Source organism: Alphaproteobacteria bacterium (genome assembly GCA_024244705.1).
Classification (GTDB): domain Bacteria; phylum Pseudomonadota; class Alphaproteobacteria; order JAAEOK01; family JAAEOK01; genus JAAEOK01.
This window is the reverse complement of record JAAEOK010000001.1, coordinates 127,989-144,372: the sequence shown is the minus strand read 5'-3', so window position 1 is coordinate 144,372 and position 16,384 is coordinate 127,989. Positions and strand designations below refer to the sequence as shown.

General features: G+C 63.2%; 15 protein-coding genes. All 15 read right to left on the bottom strand.

Annotation, left to right across the window (positions count from 1 at the left end; genetic code table 11):
- Nucleotides 1-582: 582 nt before the first annotated feature.
- Nucleotides 583-1,584, bottom strand: coding sequence for a hypothetical protein (locus GY791_00630; GenBank protein ID MCP4326931.1), 1,002 nt, complete (start codon nucleotides 1,582-1,584; stop codon nucleotides 583-585).
- Nucleotides 1,584-2,837 carry a hypothetical protein gene (locus GY791_00625; GenBank protein ID MCP4326930.1) on the bottom strand — a complete coding sequence of 418 codons (1,254 nt, stop codon included), beginning with the start codon at nucleotides 2,835-2,837 and terminating at the stop codon, nucleotides 1,584-1,586. The genes GY791_00630 and GY791_00625 overlap by 1 nt, the downstream gene beginning before the upstream one ends.
- 38 nt (nucleotides 2,838-2,875) lie before the next feature.
- Nucleotides 2,876-3,553: a hypothetical protein gene (locus GY791_00620; GenBank protein MCP4326929.1), complete on the bottom strand. Its 678-nt coding sequence runs from the start codon at nucleotides 3,551-3,553 to the stop codon at nucleotides 2,876-2,878.
- Between the two features lie 21 nt (nucleotides 3,554-3,574).
- A complete protein-coding gene (locus GY791_00615; protein MCP4326928.1) occupies nucleotides 3,575-4,207 on the bottom strand; it encodes a cytochrome b6 in 633 nt (210 codons plus the stop codon).
- 18 nt (nucleotides 4,208-4,225) lie between these two features.
- Entirely contained in the window at nucleotides 4,226-4,801 is a 576-nt protein-coding gene (locus tag GY791_00610; protein MCP4326927.1) for a hypothetical protein, read from the bottom strand.
- Nucleotides 4,802-4,970: 169 nt separating this feature from the next.
- A complete protein-coding gene (locus GY791_00605) occupies nucleotides 4,971-6,716 on the bottom strand; it encodes a beta-propeller fold lactonase family protein (protein ID MCP4326926.1) in 1,746 nt (581 codons plus the stop codon).
- Nucleotides 6,717-7,274: 558 nt separating this feature from the next.
- Nucleotides 7,275-7,589, bottom strand: a complete 315-nt coding sequence (locus GY791_00600; GenBank protein MCP4326925.1) for a hypothetical protein — start codon at nucleotides 7,587-7,589, stop codon at nucleotides 7,275-7,277.
- A gap of 19 nt (nucleotides 7,590-7,608) precedes the next feature.
- Nucleotides 7,609-7,980, bottom strand: a complete 372-nt coding sequence (locus GY791_00595; protein ID MCP4326924.1) for a DUF4440 domain-containing protein — start codon at nucleotides 7,978-7,980, stop codon at nucleotides 7,609-7,611.
- Nucleotides 7,981-7,992: 12 nt separating this feature from the next.
- Nucleotides 7,993-8,823: a methyltransferase domain-containing protein gene (locus GY791_00590; GenBank protein ID MCP4326923.1), complete on the bottom strand. Its 831-nt coding sequence runs from the start codon at nucleotides 8,821-8,823 to the stop codon at nucleotides 7,993-7,995.
- A 57-nt stretch (nucleotides 8,824-8,880) separates the two neighbouring features.
- Nucleotides 8,881-9,546 (bottom strand): flavin reductase family protein, encoded by a 666-nt coding sequence (locus GY791_00585; protein MCP4326922.1) that lies wholly within the window; start codon nucleotides 9,544-9,546, stop codon nucleotides 8,881-8,883.
- A gap of 54 nt (nucleotides 9,547-9,600) precedes the next feature.
- A complete protein-coding gene (locus GY791_00580; protein MCP4326921.1) occupies nucleotides 9,601-10,812 on the bottom strand; it encodes a Fic family protein in 1,212 nt (403 codons plus the stop codon).
- Between the two features lie 266 nt (nucleotides 10,813-11,078).
- A complete protein-coding gene (locus GY791_00575) occupies nucleotides 11,079-11,690 on the bottom strand; it encodes a hypothetical protein (GenBank protein MCP4326920.1) in 612 nt (203 codons plus the stop codon).
- Nucleotides 11,683-14,688, bottom strand: a complete 3,006-nt coding sequence (locus GY791_00570) for a sarcosine oxidase subunit alpha family protein (GenBank protein MCP4326919.1) — start codon at nucleotides 14,686-14,688, stop codon at nucleotides 11,683-11,685. The genes GY791_00575 and GY791_00570 overlap by 8 nt, the downstream gene beginning before the upstream one ends.
- Nucleotides 14,685-14,957, bottom strand: a complete 273-nt coding sequence (locus GY791_00565) for a sarcosine oxidase subunit delta (protein ID MCP4326918.1) — start codon at nucleotides 14,955-14,957, stop codon at nucleotides 14,685-14,687. The genes GY791_00570 and GY791_00565 overlap by 4 nt, the downstream gene beginning before the upstream one ends.
- 28 nt (nucleotides 14,958-14,985) lie before the next feature.
- Nucleotides 14,986-16,248 carry a sarcosine oxidase subunit beta family protein gene (locus GY791_00560; GenBank protein MCP4326917.1) on the bottom strand — a complete coding sequence of 421 codons (1,263 nt, stop codon included), beginning with the start codon at nucleotides 16,246-16,248 and terminating at the stop codon, nucleotides 14,986-14,988.
- Nucleotides 16,249-16,384: the final 136 nt, after the last annotated feature.

Genomic DNA, 16,384 nt, shown 5'->3' with positions numbered 1-16,384 from the left:
TATGCAGGTGTGCCTGGGCGCACTTTGCCGGATGAACGGCCGCGCTCTGTCCCAAATGCGGCAACCACATCGGGGTACCAACGGCTAAAACAGTACGGGGAACGGGCGCAGAAAGGCGAACGCGCGTGATCTGCGACAGGTCGTCGCAGGGCGAGATATTTTCCGGGCTAGGGCGCTATGTGTTCATGTTGAACCAATCTGCCGGAGGCATTTTTCGCCATGACCGGGAAATCGTCGCGGCGCGTATCCGGCATACGGTCGAGGCGGTTGACGCCGTCATGGCGAAACAGGCCCCGGCCCGACAGGGTTGCGTTTGGGCGGGCCTCCGCATCGTCGTCGCCCCCAAAATCGCAACAGAATCGATTCGACATGAACACATAGCGCTCTAGGGTCTGTACTCAATTAGACGTAACTCATTGAAATGCTTAGGCTCTGATTTCGACAGCCCATTAGCAAGGAAGAGTCAAATCAAGGGGTTAGACCATATTGAGTCCAGACCCTGGCGCAGGCCTCGTCCCATCCAAGCTTGTCAGGCGGAGCCAGCCGGCGCCCAAGAACCGGGGCAGACCGGGACAACAGCACCTACTTCAACCACAGCCCCAGAAGGTCTTCGCCTCGCAGTCCGTTCAGGGCATTCTGCGAGATATCGGTGAACCAGATGTGGCCGTCGCAATCGACCGCGATGTCGTTTGGCTCGCTTTCCCCCAGTACGACCTTGAACTCCAGGAATTCCCTGGAAACCGCATTCATGGCTCCAAGTTTGCCCACATGGCCGAGCGAAAACAGGACGTTTCCAGACCGGTCGATGGCCAAACCCTCGACGACCCCTCTTACCGGAAGGGCAAAGCTCTCGAAATGCCCGGTCGAAGGGTCGAACATCATCAGCTTGCCGTTCCTGCGGCCGCCAAACCAGATCAGACCGCTGTGATCGAAAACGATATCCTTGGGCACCAGGAACGGCTCGGGGAAGTCGAACTCCCTGAATTCCCCGCGTTGCGGATCGAACGAGGCCAGCTTGTTCCCCTGGGATTCGATGAACCATATGACACCCTTGGGTCCGACCACGAGGCCTGTTGGCTGACTGTTGGGAGTCGGTATGGGATATTCCGTGAAGCTCTCGGTCCGGGGATCGAATCTACCGAGGTTGTTGCCGAAGAACTCGGTGAACCAGATCACGCCGTTGTCATCGCTGCCGATCCGGCGGGGAACGCTGTCTATGGTCGGAATGTCGAACTCCTTGAACGAGTTGGCGACCGGATCGAACCGGCCCAATTGATTGGCGTCCTGCTCGACGAACCAAACCACACCGGCGATGTCGGCGGTGAGATCGGAAGGGAAGCTTCGGTAGGTCGGGATCTCGTATTCGGTGAAGGCCTTTTTCCCGGGGTCGAATTTGCCCAGTTTGTTGGCGTTGGCTTCGAGGATCCAGACAGCGCAGTCTGGATCGATGGTGATCCTGGAGGGCAACGCGTTTGGCGTCGGCAGTGGATAGGTCTTAAGGCTCCAGTCGAGTTCGGCGGCGCCAGCGGACGGGGCAACGAGCAGGGCGATGAGCGCCGCATACGCGATGGCTGCGCGCGCCATTACGCGGTCCGTTGCCGCCAGAATACAAACCAAGCAAACAATGCGCCGAAGGCGACCAGCAGGGCCGCCACGGCCACGGTGACCACGATGAGAGGGCCCGAATGTTCCTCGGGCAATGCCTTCCAAGCGTCGGATGTCTCGGTCACGGCTGCAGTTGCGGCCACGGTGCTTCGCGCCTTGCTCATGGAGAGCATCGCCAGTCTTCTTGCTTCGGTACCGCTTTCCGAGAACCAAACGCGATCTCGCGCGAGGTCGATTGCGATGTCTCCGGGAAGGCTGGCATAGGTGGGAATGTCGAATTCCTTGAACTGGGCCTGAACGGGATCGAAGACGCCGATCTTGTTACCCATATACTCCAGAAACCATATCTCGCCGCTGCCGCCGGCCGCGATGGCATTGGGAAGCCCTCCGGCGGTCGGGATCAATGCTTCATAGAATCTTTCCCCTTCGGGATAAAACACGCTGAGCCGATTGGTTCGCAGTTCGACGAACCAGACCCTGCCCGCTCCATCCACGGTCAGCGTTTCCGGATTGGCGAAGGGTGTTGGGATTTCGTACTCGTTGAACGTGGCGCTGGCAGGAACAAACTTGCCGATCTTGTTGGCGTTGGCCTCGGCAAACCAGATGGTATCGCCGCCGTCAATGGCGATCCCCTTGGGATAGCAGTGCGGTGTCGGAATCGGGTATCCCCGCAGCCCGGCGCCATCGGGCTCGAAGCTATAGACCTTGTTTTCTTCAGGGGAGAGGAACCATACGAGTCCGTTTCGGTCGATGAGCAGGTCATCCGGCGAAACATTACCCTGGTCCGTGCCGAGTTCCTGAACCGCGTCCGGATCTGCAAGGAGGTATCTCCGGAACAAGCCGACGGTCGGGTCGAACCGACCGAGGAACCAGGTATCATCGTCGGAATTGGCCCATCGACGAACACTGAACCAGACGCTTCCGCCGGGCGCCAGGGCGATCCGCGACGGCCCAACGTTGCCCCAGTCGGAAGGGAGGGCATGAACCTCGAACGTCTTCCGCACGGGGTCGAACATGACGAGGTTCTTCCCGACTTTCTCGGCGAACCACACGTTTCCGCTCGGGCTCACCGCAACGGAGTGCGGGGAGCTGATCCCGTCGGGGACGACGAACTCCTGGATCATGGGATCAGCCGTCTGGACGTCCGCCCGGCTCGGCAGCGGCACTGCGACCAGCAAGAGGCACAAAATCAGGCTTGCCGCCCAAGGCCCAGGTTCGGGCCGGACTGTCAAGAAACGCCTCCGACGGCGGCGACAGATTTGCCCAGCGTCTACCATGTCATGGTCGGTTCGTAGTAATGCCTCAATTGCCAGTTCGCGTCCTTGTACGATTCCGCGCCGGTCGTCGAGCCGGCCCGATAGCCGCCGACCTCGATCTGCAACTGTCGAGATCCCCTGTAGAATTCCGCCATGTCGGCGGGCGGTAACGCCTGCCTTACGCCCATCATCGGGTTGTGGCACGAGGTGCAGCCGGTGGTCTTGGCGGGATAGCCGCTGCCAACCACGGAGGCGGTCATGACCACCCAGATGGCCAGGGCACCGGCGCCCATCAGCAGCTTGATCCCCGTCGACAACCGTTTGCCGGGCGCCTTCTTCCGGCCAAAGACGAGCGGCAGGGCGAACCCCGCCAGCAGAATCGCAACGGGGGCCCAGAAGGTTCCCAGCGGCCGCAACGCGGCGGCTTCGCCGGTCAGGTGCCAGAACGGCTGGAAGATGAAGATCAGGTACCACTCAGGGGCCGGAAGATACTCGCCTTCGGTGGGAAGTGGCGGCATGTTGACGTCCGAGGGTATGCGGTAGAAATAGGCTAGGCCGACCACGAGGGCAATGGTGAGGATGCTGACGAACACGGACTTGAGCACGTGGCGCGGCCAGAAGCGGTGGAATTCCTGCGGATAGGGCGGATCGTATTTCGGATCACGAACGAGGTCCGGTTGCTTGCCCGTCATGTGTTGCTCTCCGCGCCGTTCCTACAGAGGCTCCGAAATGCCGTGTTTCCTCACCATCTTGAAATGGAAACTGAGGAGCGCGAACAGAATCAGCGGCAGAATCACGATGTGCGTGATGAAGCTTCGGTAGATGGTGAAGGTATCGAGCACGAAGCTCTCCATGAACTCGCCGACCAGCGGCCAGGTGCCAACATAGTCGACCCAGATCGCAAAGGACCAGTAGGCACGCCAATCCCAGGGCAGGATGATGCCGCTGAGCACAAGCAGGAAAACCACGAAGAACTGAAGCACGCCGGAAATCCAATTGAGTTCCCGGGGATTGCGATATGCGTTGCGATAAAACACGGTGACCAGGTGGGTGAAGACCGACGCCAGCAGCAGCGTCGCGCCCCACCGGTGCATGTTCCTGACCAGCCAGCCAAGTGGGACCTCATTGCTCATATAATCGAGGCTGTTCAGGGCCTCCTTGGGATCGGGCGTATAGAAGAACAGCATGAAGATGCCGGTGATCACCTGAAGCATGATGATCAGCAGGGAAATACCGCCAAAACAGAAGAAGAAGGAATGCGAGGGCACGGCCTGGACCTTCTTCGTTTCGGCCCACTGCTTGATGCCGGTTCTCGCGTCCAGCCAGTCATAGACTCTCGCCATCATCGGCCCTTACCCCTACCGTTACTCCTTGCCCGATGGGGCATCCGAAGTTTCCGACTGCACGGCATTGGCGATAGCGTCCCGGCCCTGATCGTCCGTGTCGCCCCTGAAATCGAGCTTCCAGGTATTGGTTTCCTCGTCCAGGTTCAGATGAACGTCGGTGCGCACGGTGTAGATGCCCCCGAAACTCGATGGCATTTCGTATTCGATGGTGACGATCGCGTGTCTGTCCCGGACTCTGCTCTCGACGGTCTCTACCTTGAAACCGGAGGGGTACCTGTTGATGATCCCGAGGAACAGGGCCAGGTCGGTTCGCGATTGTGTGCCGCTTGTCAGCTTGTAGGCTTCGTTGATCAGCAGGTTGCCGCCCCTGATCTTCGCCTCGGAAATATACTCGTAGAATTTCTCGACCACCGAGACAGCGGTTTCCTCGGGCAGCGGCTTTTCCTGATTTCCGAAGTTGATCGCGGCGAAGCTGGCGCCGCCCAGCAACAAAACCGTGAACAAGCCCACGAAAAGAGTCTTCACTGACAATCTTGGCAACATCTCTGGTCCGAATTTCCGAAAACCCTTGCCTGGCGGCAGCGCTGCACCCAAGCCAGGCGGTCCAACTGCGGCCGACGCGCCGGCCCCCGGTTGCGGCCGCCTTCGATTGCGCCTGGCGGACGAGACTCGCCTCTGCCTGGTGCGAAAAATGACCCCATCCCCCCTCTTTGCAAAGGGAGGATAAGATGCAACAAGCCGTTCCTGCGAGATCCCGGGCGGACTACAGCCCCGTCGCACGCGGTGCGATCTCGAGCTCGTCGGGAGCGACCAGACCAGGCAGCGTTTGCGCCTTGCCATACTCGCCCACGGATAGATTCGAGTCCTCGCCCTCAGGATCGTCGACGAAGAACGATCCACGCATTTCCAGGTGCAGAGGACCGCAGAAATGCTGGCAGAAGATCGCGTATTCGCCGGTGATGTCGGCGACGAACTCGGCGACCGCGGTCACCCCGCGCGGCGCATCAAGGTTGGTCCGCAATCCGTAGGGTCCGTAAATCACGAACCCCATGGTGACGTCCGGATTCTTGGTTATTCCCGCCGCCCGGTCGATGTTGGTAACGAAGATGCGCACCTTGTCGCCCTTATTGACGCGGATTTGCCGCGGGATATAGCCGTAACTGAAGGCCTTGACGTGGACTTCCTTGACCCCGTCCTTCATCCGGATTCCGGGCTTCTCCTTGGACTTGGGCAGCAGGTAAACCTTGGTCTTGGCCCTGTGGGCCGGACGAATGTCGATGGCGGCTTCAGTGATCAGGCCGCCTTCCTCGGCTTGGCCCATGTTCCAGCGCTTGATCTGTGAGGCATAGATGGACTTGGCGTTGTGAGGCTCGCCGTCCACCGGGACGATATTTAGCGTCTTACCGTAGGTCGGGCTCTCTTCCCGGGCATCCCACAGTTCGAAGTTCACCGGATAGACCAAACCGGTCGGATTGAACAGGCCGGTCGAAAACTTGTTCAGCGAAATGACGTAGTCGTTGTTGGCGCTGATCGCGATATGGCCGGTTCGGTAATGGGTCGGAATCTCATCCACCACTTCGAGTTTCTTAAGATCGATCTTCACGTTGGAATCCGAAACGAAGCAGCTTTCATAGGCGTACTTGGAAGTCAGGCCTTCCGGGCTGTCCTTGCCGGGCTCGTAAGTGCCACCGTCTTTGTCGTAGACATCCATCACCGAGTGCAACGGACCGGCGCAGGTCGGGATCACCTTCTTGACCGCCAGATTTTCGACGTCGATCACGGTCATCGTCGCCGACAGTTTGTCGCTGACCAGAACCAAGGTGCTCTCGGGTATGACATCGGTGCCGTGCGGATTCTTGCCGACCGGTATTTCCTTGATGAACTTGAATGGGCTGGTCGAGAACACGCCGACCGTGGAGTGGTAGTAATTGCCCGAAAAGACGTAGCGACCCTTCTTGTCGACATCAAGATAATCCGGGGCGCTGGGCGCGGGGCCCCAGTCGATAATTTCGGTCCTGCCGGTCGCAATCTCGGTCTTCGACATCTTGCCGGAATACTCGCCGGTGCCGTAGAGGAACTTACCGGTATCGTCCAGCGCAATGTGGTGAACACCAAAGGGAAACGGCAGGGAAATCAGGCGTTCCAGGAAACCGGTCTGCAGGTTGATAACGCCGATTGTGTTGGCGCCCTTATCGTTGACGTATAAATATTTGCCGTCCGGCGTCAGATTCTTGTTGCCGGCGTTGGTGCCGCTGAATACCGGCTCGTGCAGGTCGACGCCGACATCGATGTGCCGGTACGTCCGCATGCTGGGAAGCCCGATGATGGCAACCCTGCCATCAAGGCCTCCTGCATTGTAAAGCAGCATCGGATCCTTAGTCGGATGGTCTTTTGCTTCGTCGGCCGCGTTCTGCCAATCGGGTAGATCCGACGCCGCGTATGATTCGGAGTATCCCGACACCGCGGTTATGATGCCCAGTGCCGCCGCCCCAATGATCAACGTTCTCATCACCTGCACTCCCAAATACTCCGACAAATTGAAGCCAACGTTCTGATACTCTCACCTGCCTCGCCGTCACGCCTGTCACCCGACATATCCCGGTCGACATACCTCCAAATCAAAGGCTGCAACAAATCGCGTCCTGGACCATTGATTCAGATCAATCTGAGTGTCATTGCCATGATTCTCTTCCGCCTATTGTGATGAGTCCGGCCGCGCAGGCATGATGCATATGAGCCCGGGCGCGCTGCGTCCGATGAACGGCTTCGCTCATCTTGGTGCCCTGCCCCGGCCGTAAACTCTGTCCACCGCCGTAGTCCTCGGATTCCTGACGGATGCGGGAGCAAATTCAAGGAATTTGCAGCCATTTCACCGGGACAAGAGAACCCGGTCTTCGGTGGGGTCTCCAGTGTCTTCAGGGGCGTTGCGCAGCGCGCCGGCCGGCCTTGTCAGAGGAAACGACGGCACCTCCACGTCCTCCGCAAAGGGCCGAAAGTGCAACCTAGAGCGGTTTCGTTTTAGGCTGCACCGGCCCGCTTCCACATCCGGCATCCCGCTCGCTCGCCCTCAGCCATCCGCCGGCGCCCGCCCGGCGAGGCCGTCGAGCTCCTCGGGGGTGGCGCCCGGGATGACCATCTCGAACACCTCGTCGACGACCGCGTAATCGTAATAGCCCATGCGCGCGATCGGCCGGATGCGAGCGATGTCGAGCTTGCCGTCGGCGCCGACCACGCCGTCATCGACATGGATGCGGACGACGCGGGCGAACACGACGTCGATGGCGCCGGCCGGGCGGTCGCCGGGGAAGCGCTGGGTCGCCAGGTGGCGGCATTCGAAATGGAGCGGCAAGGCGGCGACTATGGCCCGCCTACGGTCTATCAATCAGCGCAATCGCATCATGCTAGGGCCTGTCGCTGTTGAAGATGGACACGGCGACCTTCCATGTGCCGTCCGCCTGGCGTTTCAATACATTGACGAACTTGCCCTGCTCGGATGGGTCCGTGTCCGTAATGGCGAACGTCCCTACCTGATAGGCCAAGTCACCGTCGACACCGTATTCGACCAGTTCATTGGTGTGTGTGCCGTCGCTGCTTGTGTCCATCCGGGATTGGTAGGTTTCTTCAAATGCCTTTTTGCCACGAGTCATGGGTTGGTCGGGTGCCATCAAGAGAATATCTTCGGAAAAGAAGGCGGCGCACCCGGCGGCATCACCTTCGTTGAAAGCCTTGTTATACGCGGCGTCAAAGTCTTCCAGCACCTTCTTCATATCCATGGCTTTGTCCTTTCAGTCATCGCGTTTCCAGCCGACGAACCGGCCGCCGCCCAAGGCGCCGCTATCGATTTGCTCGATGAAGAACGCGTAGTTTCGAATGTAGGTATCGAAGCGATCCCGGCCGAAGCGGGCGACGGTCTCCGACTCGAGCGATTGGTACATGGCCAGCCGCTCGTGCAGGATCGTTTGCCACCGCGCCGACAAATCCTCCGTTTGGATGCCGGAAAAGCCGGCGTCCTGGAGCAGCGAGACATATTCGGGGATACCGACGATGCGCGGGGCCGCGAGACCATCGGCCAGAAACGCCCGAGCCGTATCGTCGAGGCGATCGGTCGAAATCCAATCCGTGAATCCGAGGCCACCACCCGCCTTCAGAACCCGGGCGCATTCCGCAAACAGGTTTTCGCGATCTTGAATGTGCAGAAAGGATTCCTGACTCACGATCCGGTCCACGGTTTCACTTTCGATATCGAGATGCGCGGCATCGCCGACCTTGTAGGTGACCTTGTCCTGCAAACCGACCAGGCGCGTCAGGGCGCGCGCGCCCTTTACACGGGACTCGGTCAGATCGACACCCAATACCGTCGCCCCGTAGCGATATGCCAAGTAGCGGCTGGTGCCACCCATGCCTGAGCAGAGATCGAGCACTTTCATGTCCGAGCCGATCCCCAGGGATGCCGCCAGCTGATCGTTTGCCGCCAGTCCGTCATAGTGGTCCTGGTCGTAACGCGACAAGTCCTCTGGCTCGATGTCGTCGCGCGCGATGCCTTCGCCTTCGACCTTTTCCAGAATCTCCGACTCGTTGATCGGATGTTCGTCATAAAACGTCTTGAGGCCGACCATTTTTCCTAGTCCTCGCGATTGGGTTTACCGCCGCTCACGCTTTTCCGACGCCTGCCCCTACCCGTCCTTGGGCGCCCGCCCGGCGAGGCCGTCGAGCTCCTCGGGGGTGGCGCCCGGGATGACCATCTCGAACACCTCGTCGACGACCGCGTAGTCGTAATAGCCCATGCGTGCGATCGGCCGGATGCGCGCGATGTCGAGCTTGCCGTCGGCGCCGACCACGCCGTCATCGACATGGATGCGGACGACGCGGGCGAACACCACGTCGATGGCGCCGGCCGGGCGGTCGCCGGGGAAACGCTGGGTCGCCAGGTGGCGGCATTCGAAATGGAGCGGCGAGGCGGCGACCATCGGCGCCGCGAGATCGACCGCCGCCGCCTTGGCGAGGCCAGCGAGCTCGAACTCGTCGACCTCCGGCGCGACCGCCATCGCCGAGACGTTGACCGCCTCGCGCAGCGCATAGGTCGCCATGTTCCAGACGAAGCCGCCGGTTTCCTCGGCGTTGACGACGCTGTCCTTGCGCCGGCGGTCGACATTCTGGTTGGCGGAGAACATGACCATCGGCGGGTCGAAGTTGAGCATCTGCCACTGGCTGAACGGGGCCAGGTTGGCGATGCCGTCGCGGCTCACCGTCGACAGCCAGCCGATCGGCCGCGGCACGGTGCAGCTCTTGAACGGGTCGTAGGGCAGGCCGTGGGGATCTTGGCCGGGGCGATAATGCATCGCTGGTCTCCCTGGTGGTGGGGGGCGGTTGGAGGCGCTCGAGACGGACCGGCTTCAGGCCTTCTGACCTTCTTGCTGGCTGGCCAAGTAATCGTTGCCGTCGATCACGCCGGTAAGTTCGTCGGTGGCGTCGTGCAGAATGTCGAGATAGGGGCGAAACGCGTAAATCCTGTTGCGTTGTACGTCTCGAACCGAAGTTAGAATTCCAGAACTCTCGAAGTTTTGGACCAGCGCGTTGGCCGTCGGATAGGTTGCATCGATCAGCCGAGCAACGAGATTTATGCTGACATACGGCTGAAAAAACAATTTATCGATGAGCGAAACCGCCTTTACGCTTCTTGAGATATCCGGCGCTCTTGTTCGCAGCTCATCGTGCAGTTGCGTGATTTTCCGCGCCGAGATCAACGCCGATTTGGACGTCGCCGTCACACCGCGCAGGAAAAATATGATCCAGTCTTCCCAATTACCATCGTCCCGCGTCGCTTGAAGGAGGTGATAGTACGCATCCCTATGTTGTCTCAAATACAGGCTGAGATAGAGGATCGGACGGGACAAGATCTCCTCGCTGCACAACAGGAACGTCACGATCATTCTGCCCAGTCGACCGTTTCCATCCCAAAATGGGTGGATCGTCTCGAACTGTGCATGGGCGAGTGCACATTTGATCAGCGGCGGGACTTCTCGTGCCTCATGTATGAACCTTTCCCATTGCCCCAACGCTTCCATCATCTTGGCGACAGGGGGCGGTACGAAGGTCGCCTGCTGGATGGTACATTCGGGTGGCCCAATCCAGTTCTGACTGGTTCTGAAGTGACCGGGAGCGCGCTCCGCTCCTCTGCCCTCGGCGAGCAGCCTTTGATGAAGGCCCTTAATCAGTCGGAGGCTTACCGGCAACTTGGGAAGGGTTTCCAATCCCCACCGCATGGCATCGAGGTAGTTCACGATATCGGTAAGGTCGTCCGTTCTCCGTATGGGGTCGGCTCCGGCCTCGAATTCGAGGATGTCCTCCAAGGATGCCTGCGTACCTTCGATCTGCGAACTGAGAACCGCCTCCTGACGCATGAAGGCATAGACGAACAGATCCGGGTTCGGCAGAATTGACGTTGCGCCGTCGAGCCGCGCCAGCGCCCGGTCGGCGGACGACAAAGCGATTTGCATTTCAGCCGTCATTTCGACTGGGGGGTCAGGCGGTAACGGGTTTGGATGAAACGCCCGGATCCCATCACTAGATATCGTGTATTGACCGGCGCGTCCTGGCAATATCATGTGGTTTCAGACCCTTATGTAAGGCTAATTTACTCACCTTACAGGTTATTAAGAAAAATAGGTGAATTTTTTAATAACTGGGAGGCCTGTTCAAACCGGCTTTAATGGGCCGACGAGACCCTACTAATACAAGTGCCGCTGGAAGCCGATGAAGGCGTCGCGGCACGGTGCAGCTCTTGAACGGGTCGCAGGGCAGGCCGTGGGGGTCGTGGCCGGGACGGTAATGCATCGCGGGTCTCCGTGATTTGGGGCGAGTCGGGTGGCGCTCAGTCCCCGACCTTGAGCCCCGCCGCCGCGCCGATGGTGTAGCCCACCGGCGCCGCGGCGTCGGTCGCCCAGTGGTAGAGCGGCCCTGCGAACGAGCGCATGGCATAGACGTCGAAGACGTCGTCGCGGCGGCGGTGGACCAGCGCGTTGAAATGGTGGACCGGGGTCTGGATCACCGCCCCCGGGCCGTTGATAACGGGGTCGAGGTCGACGGCGACCGCGTCCTGCATCAGCCGGGCGGCGCCGGGACCGGAGATCCGAACGATGGCGCGGGCGTGGGAGAGGTCGGTGACGGCGGCGGTCTCGGCGGCGACCGCTTGGGCCAGCGCGGCGGCCAGATCGGGGTCGTCGGCGACGACCAGCCAGCGCGCCGGGCCGACGGTCAAGAGCGCGGCATCGCCCAAGTCGTGGCCGCGGCAGGCGGGTGCCGGTTCGAGCCCGGGGCGGATTCCGGCGAGGGCGGCGAACAGGTCGTCGCGGCGGCCGGCGAAGGTCGCGAGCTGGACGATGGTACCGAGGCGGATTTCGGCGAGCGTGATGTCGCCGCCGCCGGCGGCCGGCGCATGGCCGGTCTCCATGGCCTCGGCGATGGGATAGCGCATCTCAGCCATGGAGGCGTTCCCCCTCGGGGTCGAAGAAGATGGGGTCGACGACCTCGACCGCGACATGCTCTTGCTTGAGCGGGAAACTGGCATAGAGCCGCTCGCCGTGACGCTCGGTGCCGCGGCGCAGCAAGCCGAGGCCGAGCTGGGCGTCGAGCGCCGGGCTGTAGGTGATCGACGAGACGTGGCCAACGCTCGGCCCCGGGGAGCCGATCTCGGCGCCGGCGACGAGCTGGGCGCCGGGGCGGAGCTTGTCGCCCGAAACCGATCTCAGCCCGACCAGCTGGAGGCGGTCGGGTTCGGTGAAGGCGGGGCGGGCGGCCAGCGCCTTGCCGATATAGTCCTTCTTGGTCGACATCATGCGGCCGAGGCCGAGATCGCCGGCGGTGACCCGGCCGTCGAGCTCGGCGCCGGCGACGTGGCCCTTCTCGATGCGGAGCGCGCCCAGCGCCTCGGTGCCGTAGGCGATGATGCCGAAGGGCTCGCCGGCGTCGATCAGCGCCTGCCACATGGCCAGGCCGTAATGGGCGCCGCAATAGACCTCGTAGGCGAGCTCGCCGGAGAACGAGAGGCGGGCGATCCACACCGGGATGCCGTCGAGGACGGCCACCTGCACGGCCATGAAGGGGAACGCCTCGTTGGCGAAATCGTGGTCCGGCATGGCGGCGGCGAGCACGGCGCGGCTGTTGGGACCGGCGATGGCGAGGCCGGCCCACTGGTCGCTGGTCGAGGTCAGCGCGACGCGCAGCTCGGGCCACGCGGTCTGCAGCAGGAACTCGAGCTGGGCCATGACCGGACCGGCATTGGCGGTGGTCGTGGTCAGCAGGTACTGGGTCTCGGAGAGCCGCCACGTCGTGCCGTCGTCGAAGACGATGCCGTCGTCGCGCAGCATCAGGCCGTAGCGCGCGCGGCCGACCGGCAGCTTGGCGAAGCCGTTGCAATAGACGCGGTCGAGGAAGGTGGCGGCGTCCGGCCCCTGGACGTCGATCTTGCCCAGGGTCGAGACATCGACCATGCCGACCGAGGCGCGCACGTCGCGGGTCTCGCGGACATAGGCGTCGGCCAGCTTCTCGCCGCTCTTCAGGTAGCCGCGCGGACGCGCCCAGCCGCCGGCGAGCTCGATCAGCCCGTCATGGTCGCGGTGCCAGCGATCCATCGGCGTGTGGCGCGAGGTCATGAAATGGTCGCCGACGCCGCGCCCGGCGAAGGCGCCGATGGCGACCGGGGTATAGGGCGGGCGGAAGCGGGTGGTGCCGACCTCGGCGACCGGCCGCCGCAGGCGCCGCGCCATGATCGCCAGGCCGTTGAGGTTCGACGTCTTGCCCTGATCGCAGGCCATGCCGAGGGTGGTGTAGCGCTTGAGGTGCTCGACCGAGGTGAAGCCCTCCTGCCCGGCGAGGTCGACGTCGCCGGCGGTGACGTCGTGCTGAAGGTCGACGAACTTCTTGCCCTTGCCGTGGAGCGCCGGAATCTCGGCCAGCGCCAGGGCCGGTGCCTTGGGCGCGTCGTCGATGTTCGTCGCCGGCGCCGCAGTCGTGGGCGCGGCCTGCCCGATCTCGCCGAGCGCGGCGGCGGCCGCGGCATGGCCTTGGGCGAGGCAGGCCTCGAGACCGATTGCACCGGCCATCGCACCGGCGGCCCGCCACGCCTCGCGCGGCTCGCCGGGGAGGAACGCATCCCACCCGGCATCGTAGGTGGGCGGCCCGCCGGCCTGGCTGGCGAGGTTGACGGCGGGGACCCAGCCGCCGGACACGCCGAGGCAGTCGACGGCGACGCTTTCGGCGCGGGTCGCGTCGAGGGTCGCGGTCTCGGAATCGTAGGGGGCGACCCGGATACGGTCGAGGGTGCGGCCGCCGGCCGCCGACGCGACCACCCACCCGGCGCGGCACACCACGCCGGCGGCACTCAGCTCGGCCAGCGCCGCGCCCGGTGGCGTCCGCCGCGGATCGATGACCGAGGCCACGGCGACGCTGGCGCGGACCAGGTCCTGCGCCGTCCGCCAGCCCGAATCGTTGTTGGTGAAGAGCGCGATATTGCGCCCCGGCACGACGCCGTAGCGGTGGACGTAGCGCCAGATGCCGCGGGCCAGCATGACGCCGGGTTTGTCGTTGCCGTCGAAGACGATCGGCCGTTCGGCGGCACCGGCGGCGAGGATCACCCGGCGGGCGCGGATCGTCCAGTTGAACTCGCGTACCGCGGGACGCCCGTCCGCGGCATCCGGCATCGGGCGCTCGATGGCGCCGAGGGTGTTGTCGTCGTAGTAACCGAAGACCGCCGTCCGGCGCAGGATGCGCACATTGGGCCGCGCCACCAGTTCGGCCTCGGCCGCCGCCGCCCAGGCCGCCGCGGATTGACCGTCGATCGTGCCGTCGGCGATATCGCGCAGGGCGCCGCCGAGTGCCGGCTCCTCCTCGGCGAGGATGACCCGGGCACCGCTCGCGGCCGCCGTCCGCGCCGCCGCCAAACCGGCCGGACCGGCACCGACGACGAGGATGTCGCAGAACAGATTGCCGTGGTCGTAGCGGTCCGGGTCGGCGCTATCGGCGGCCGCGCCCATGCCCGCCGCGCGGCGGATGAAGTGCTCGTAGAACATCCACGCCCGCCGCGTCGGACCCATGAAGGTCTTGTAGTAGAAACCGGCGGTGAACACCGGCGACATGAGGTTGTTGACCGCCATCAAATCGTAGTCGAGCGTCGGCCAGCAGTTCTGCGCCGCGGCCGTCAGGCCCTCGTGGAGCTCGACCATGGTGGCGCGGGTGTTGGGTTCGTGCGTGCCGCCGCCGCCGACCGCGACCAGCGCCGTCGGTTCCTCGGCGCCGCACGACAGAATGCCGCGCGGACGGTGATACTTGAACGAGCGCGCGACATGGCGAACCCCGTTGGCGAGCAGGGCCGAGGCCAGGCTATCGCCGGCGAAGCCCTGCAAGCGCTTGCCGTTGAAGCTGAAACCGAGGGGCCGGGCGCGATCTATTTCGGTGCCGCCGCTGTCGAGCCGATGGCCGCTCATCGCTCGGCGCTCCCGTCGTCGTCGAGCGCCTGGGTCGCCGATATCTTATGGCTGACCGTATCGCGCTCGGCGATGAACCAGATCCGGCAGCCGGCGACGTGATGCCAGAATTCGCGCAGCGTGCCGCGCGGGTTGGTGCGCAGATAGACGTAGTCGGCCCAGCGCTCCTGATCGAGGTCGGACAGCTCCGGGCGCGGCACCGAGGCATCGCCGCCATAGGTGAACTCGGCGCGGTCGCGGGCGCCGCAATGGGGACAGGTTATCAGCATGCCCGGCCCGCCTCCGCTGCCGTCGCGGTCAGTGCAGCCATGGCTTCGGTCCGGCGCCGCGTTCGTCGATCGAGGCGCCGGCGGCGAAACGGTCGAGGGTGAAGGCGGCGTTGAGGTTGTGGGGTGCATCGTTGGCGATGGTGTGGGCGAAACACCAGCCCGAGCCGGGGGTCGCCTTGAAGCCGCCATAGCACCAGCCGGCGTTGATGTAGAGGCCGTCGCGCGGCCCCTTGCAGATGATCGGGCTGCCGTCCATCGACATGTCCATGATGCCGCCCCAGCTGCGCAGGACGCGGAGCCGGCTGGCGCTGGGGAAGAATGTCGCCAAGCCCTCGCTGAGGTGTTCGATGATCGGCAGGCCGCCGCGTTGGGCATAGGAGTTGTAGCCGTCGATGTCGCCGCCGAAGACGAGCCCGCCCTTGTCCGATTGGGAGATGTAGAGGTGGCCGACGCCGAACGTCACCACGGTATCGAGAAACGGTTTGATCGGTTCGGTCACGTAGGCCTGCAGGACGTGGCTCTCGATCGGCAGGCGCTCGAGCCCGGCCCGGCGGAGCACGTCCGAGGTGCTGCCGGCGACCGCGACCGCGGTCTTGGCGGCGGCGATCGGGCCGCGGCTGGTCTCGATTCCGGTGATGCGGTCGCCGTCGAAGGTGAAGCCGGTGACCTCGCAATTTTCGACGATGTCGACGCCGAGCCGGTCGGCGGCGCGGGCATAGCCCCAGGCGACCGCGTCGTGGCGGGCATTGCCGGCGCGCTTCTGGATGAGCCCGCCGACGACCGGAAACACAGGATGGTCGAGGCGGAGCCGCGGCACCAAAGGCGCGATTTCGGCGGGACCGAGAAGTTCGCAATCGATGCCCTCGATCCGCATCGCGTTGCCGCGCCGCGCGAAGGTGTCGAGCTGCGGGCTGGTGTGTGCCAGGTTGATCACCCCACGCTGGGAAAACATGACGTTGTAGTTGATGTCCTGGGACAGGCCCTCCCACAGCTTCAGCGACCACTCGTAAAACCGGCCGTTGGCCGGCAGCATATAGTTAGAGCGCACGATCGTCGTGTTGCGGCCGACATTGCCGCCGCCGATCCAGCCCTTCTCGACCACCGCGACATTGCGGATGCCGTGCTCCTTGGCGAGGTAGTAGGCAGTCGCCAGGCCATGGCCGCCGCCGCCCACGATAACCACGTCATAGGATGGCTTCGGCGCCGCCGATCGCCACGCCGGCTGCCAATGGCGGTTGCCGGTGGCGGCGTTCTTCAACACCGAGAAAACGGAATAGCGGTCGCCGTTCATGCTCCCCCAACCCTGCCCTGCCGATGGGCCCTAATAGCGGCCTGCCCGTCACACTGAAACACGCTGGCATACATCACGCAGGCTGTCATATCCATAGCGAATGCGCGGACCCGGGCCAAGGTCGATTCGGACCCGC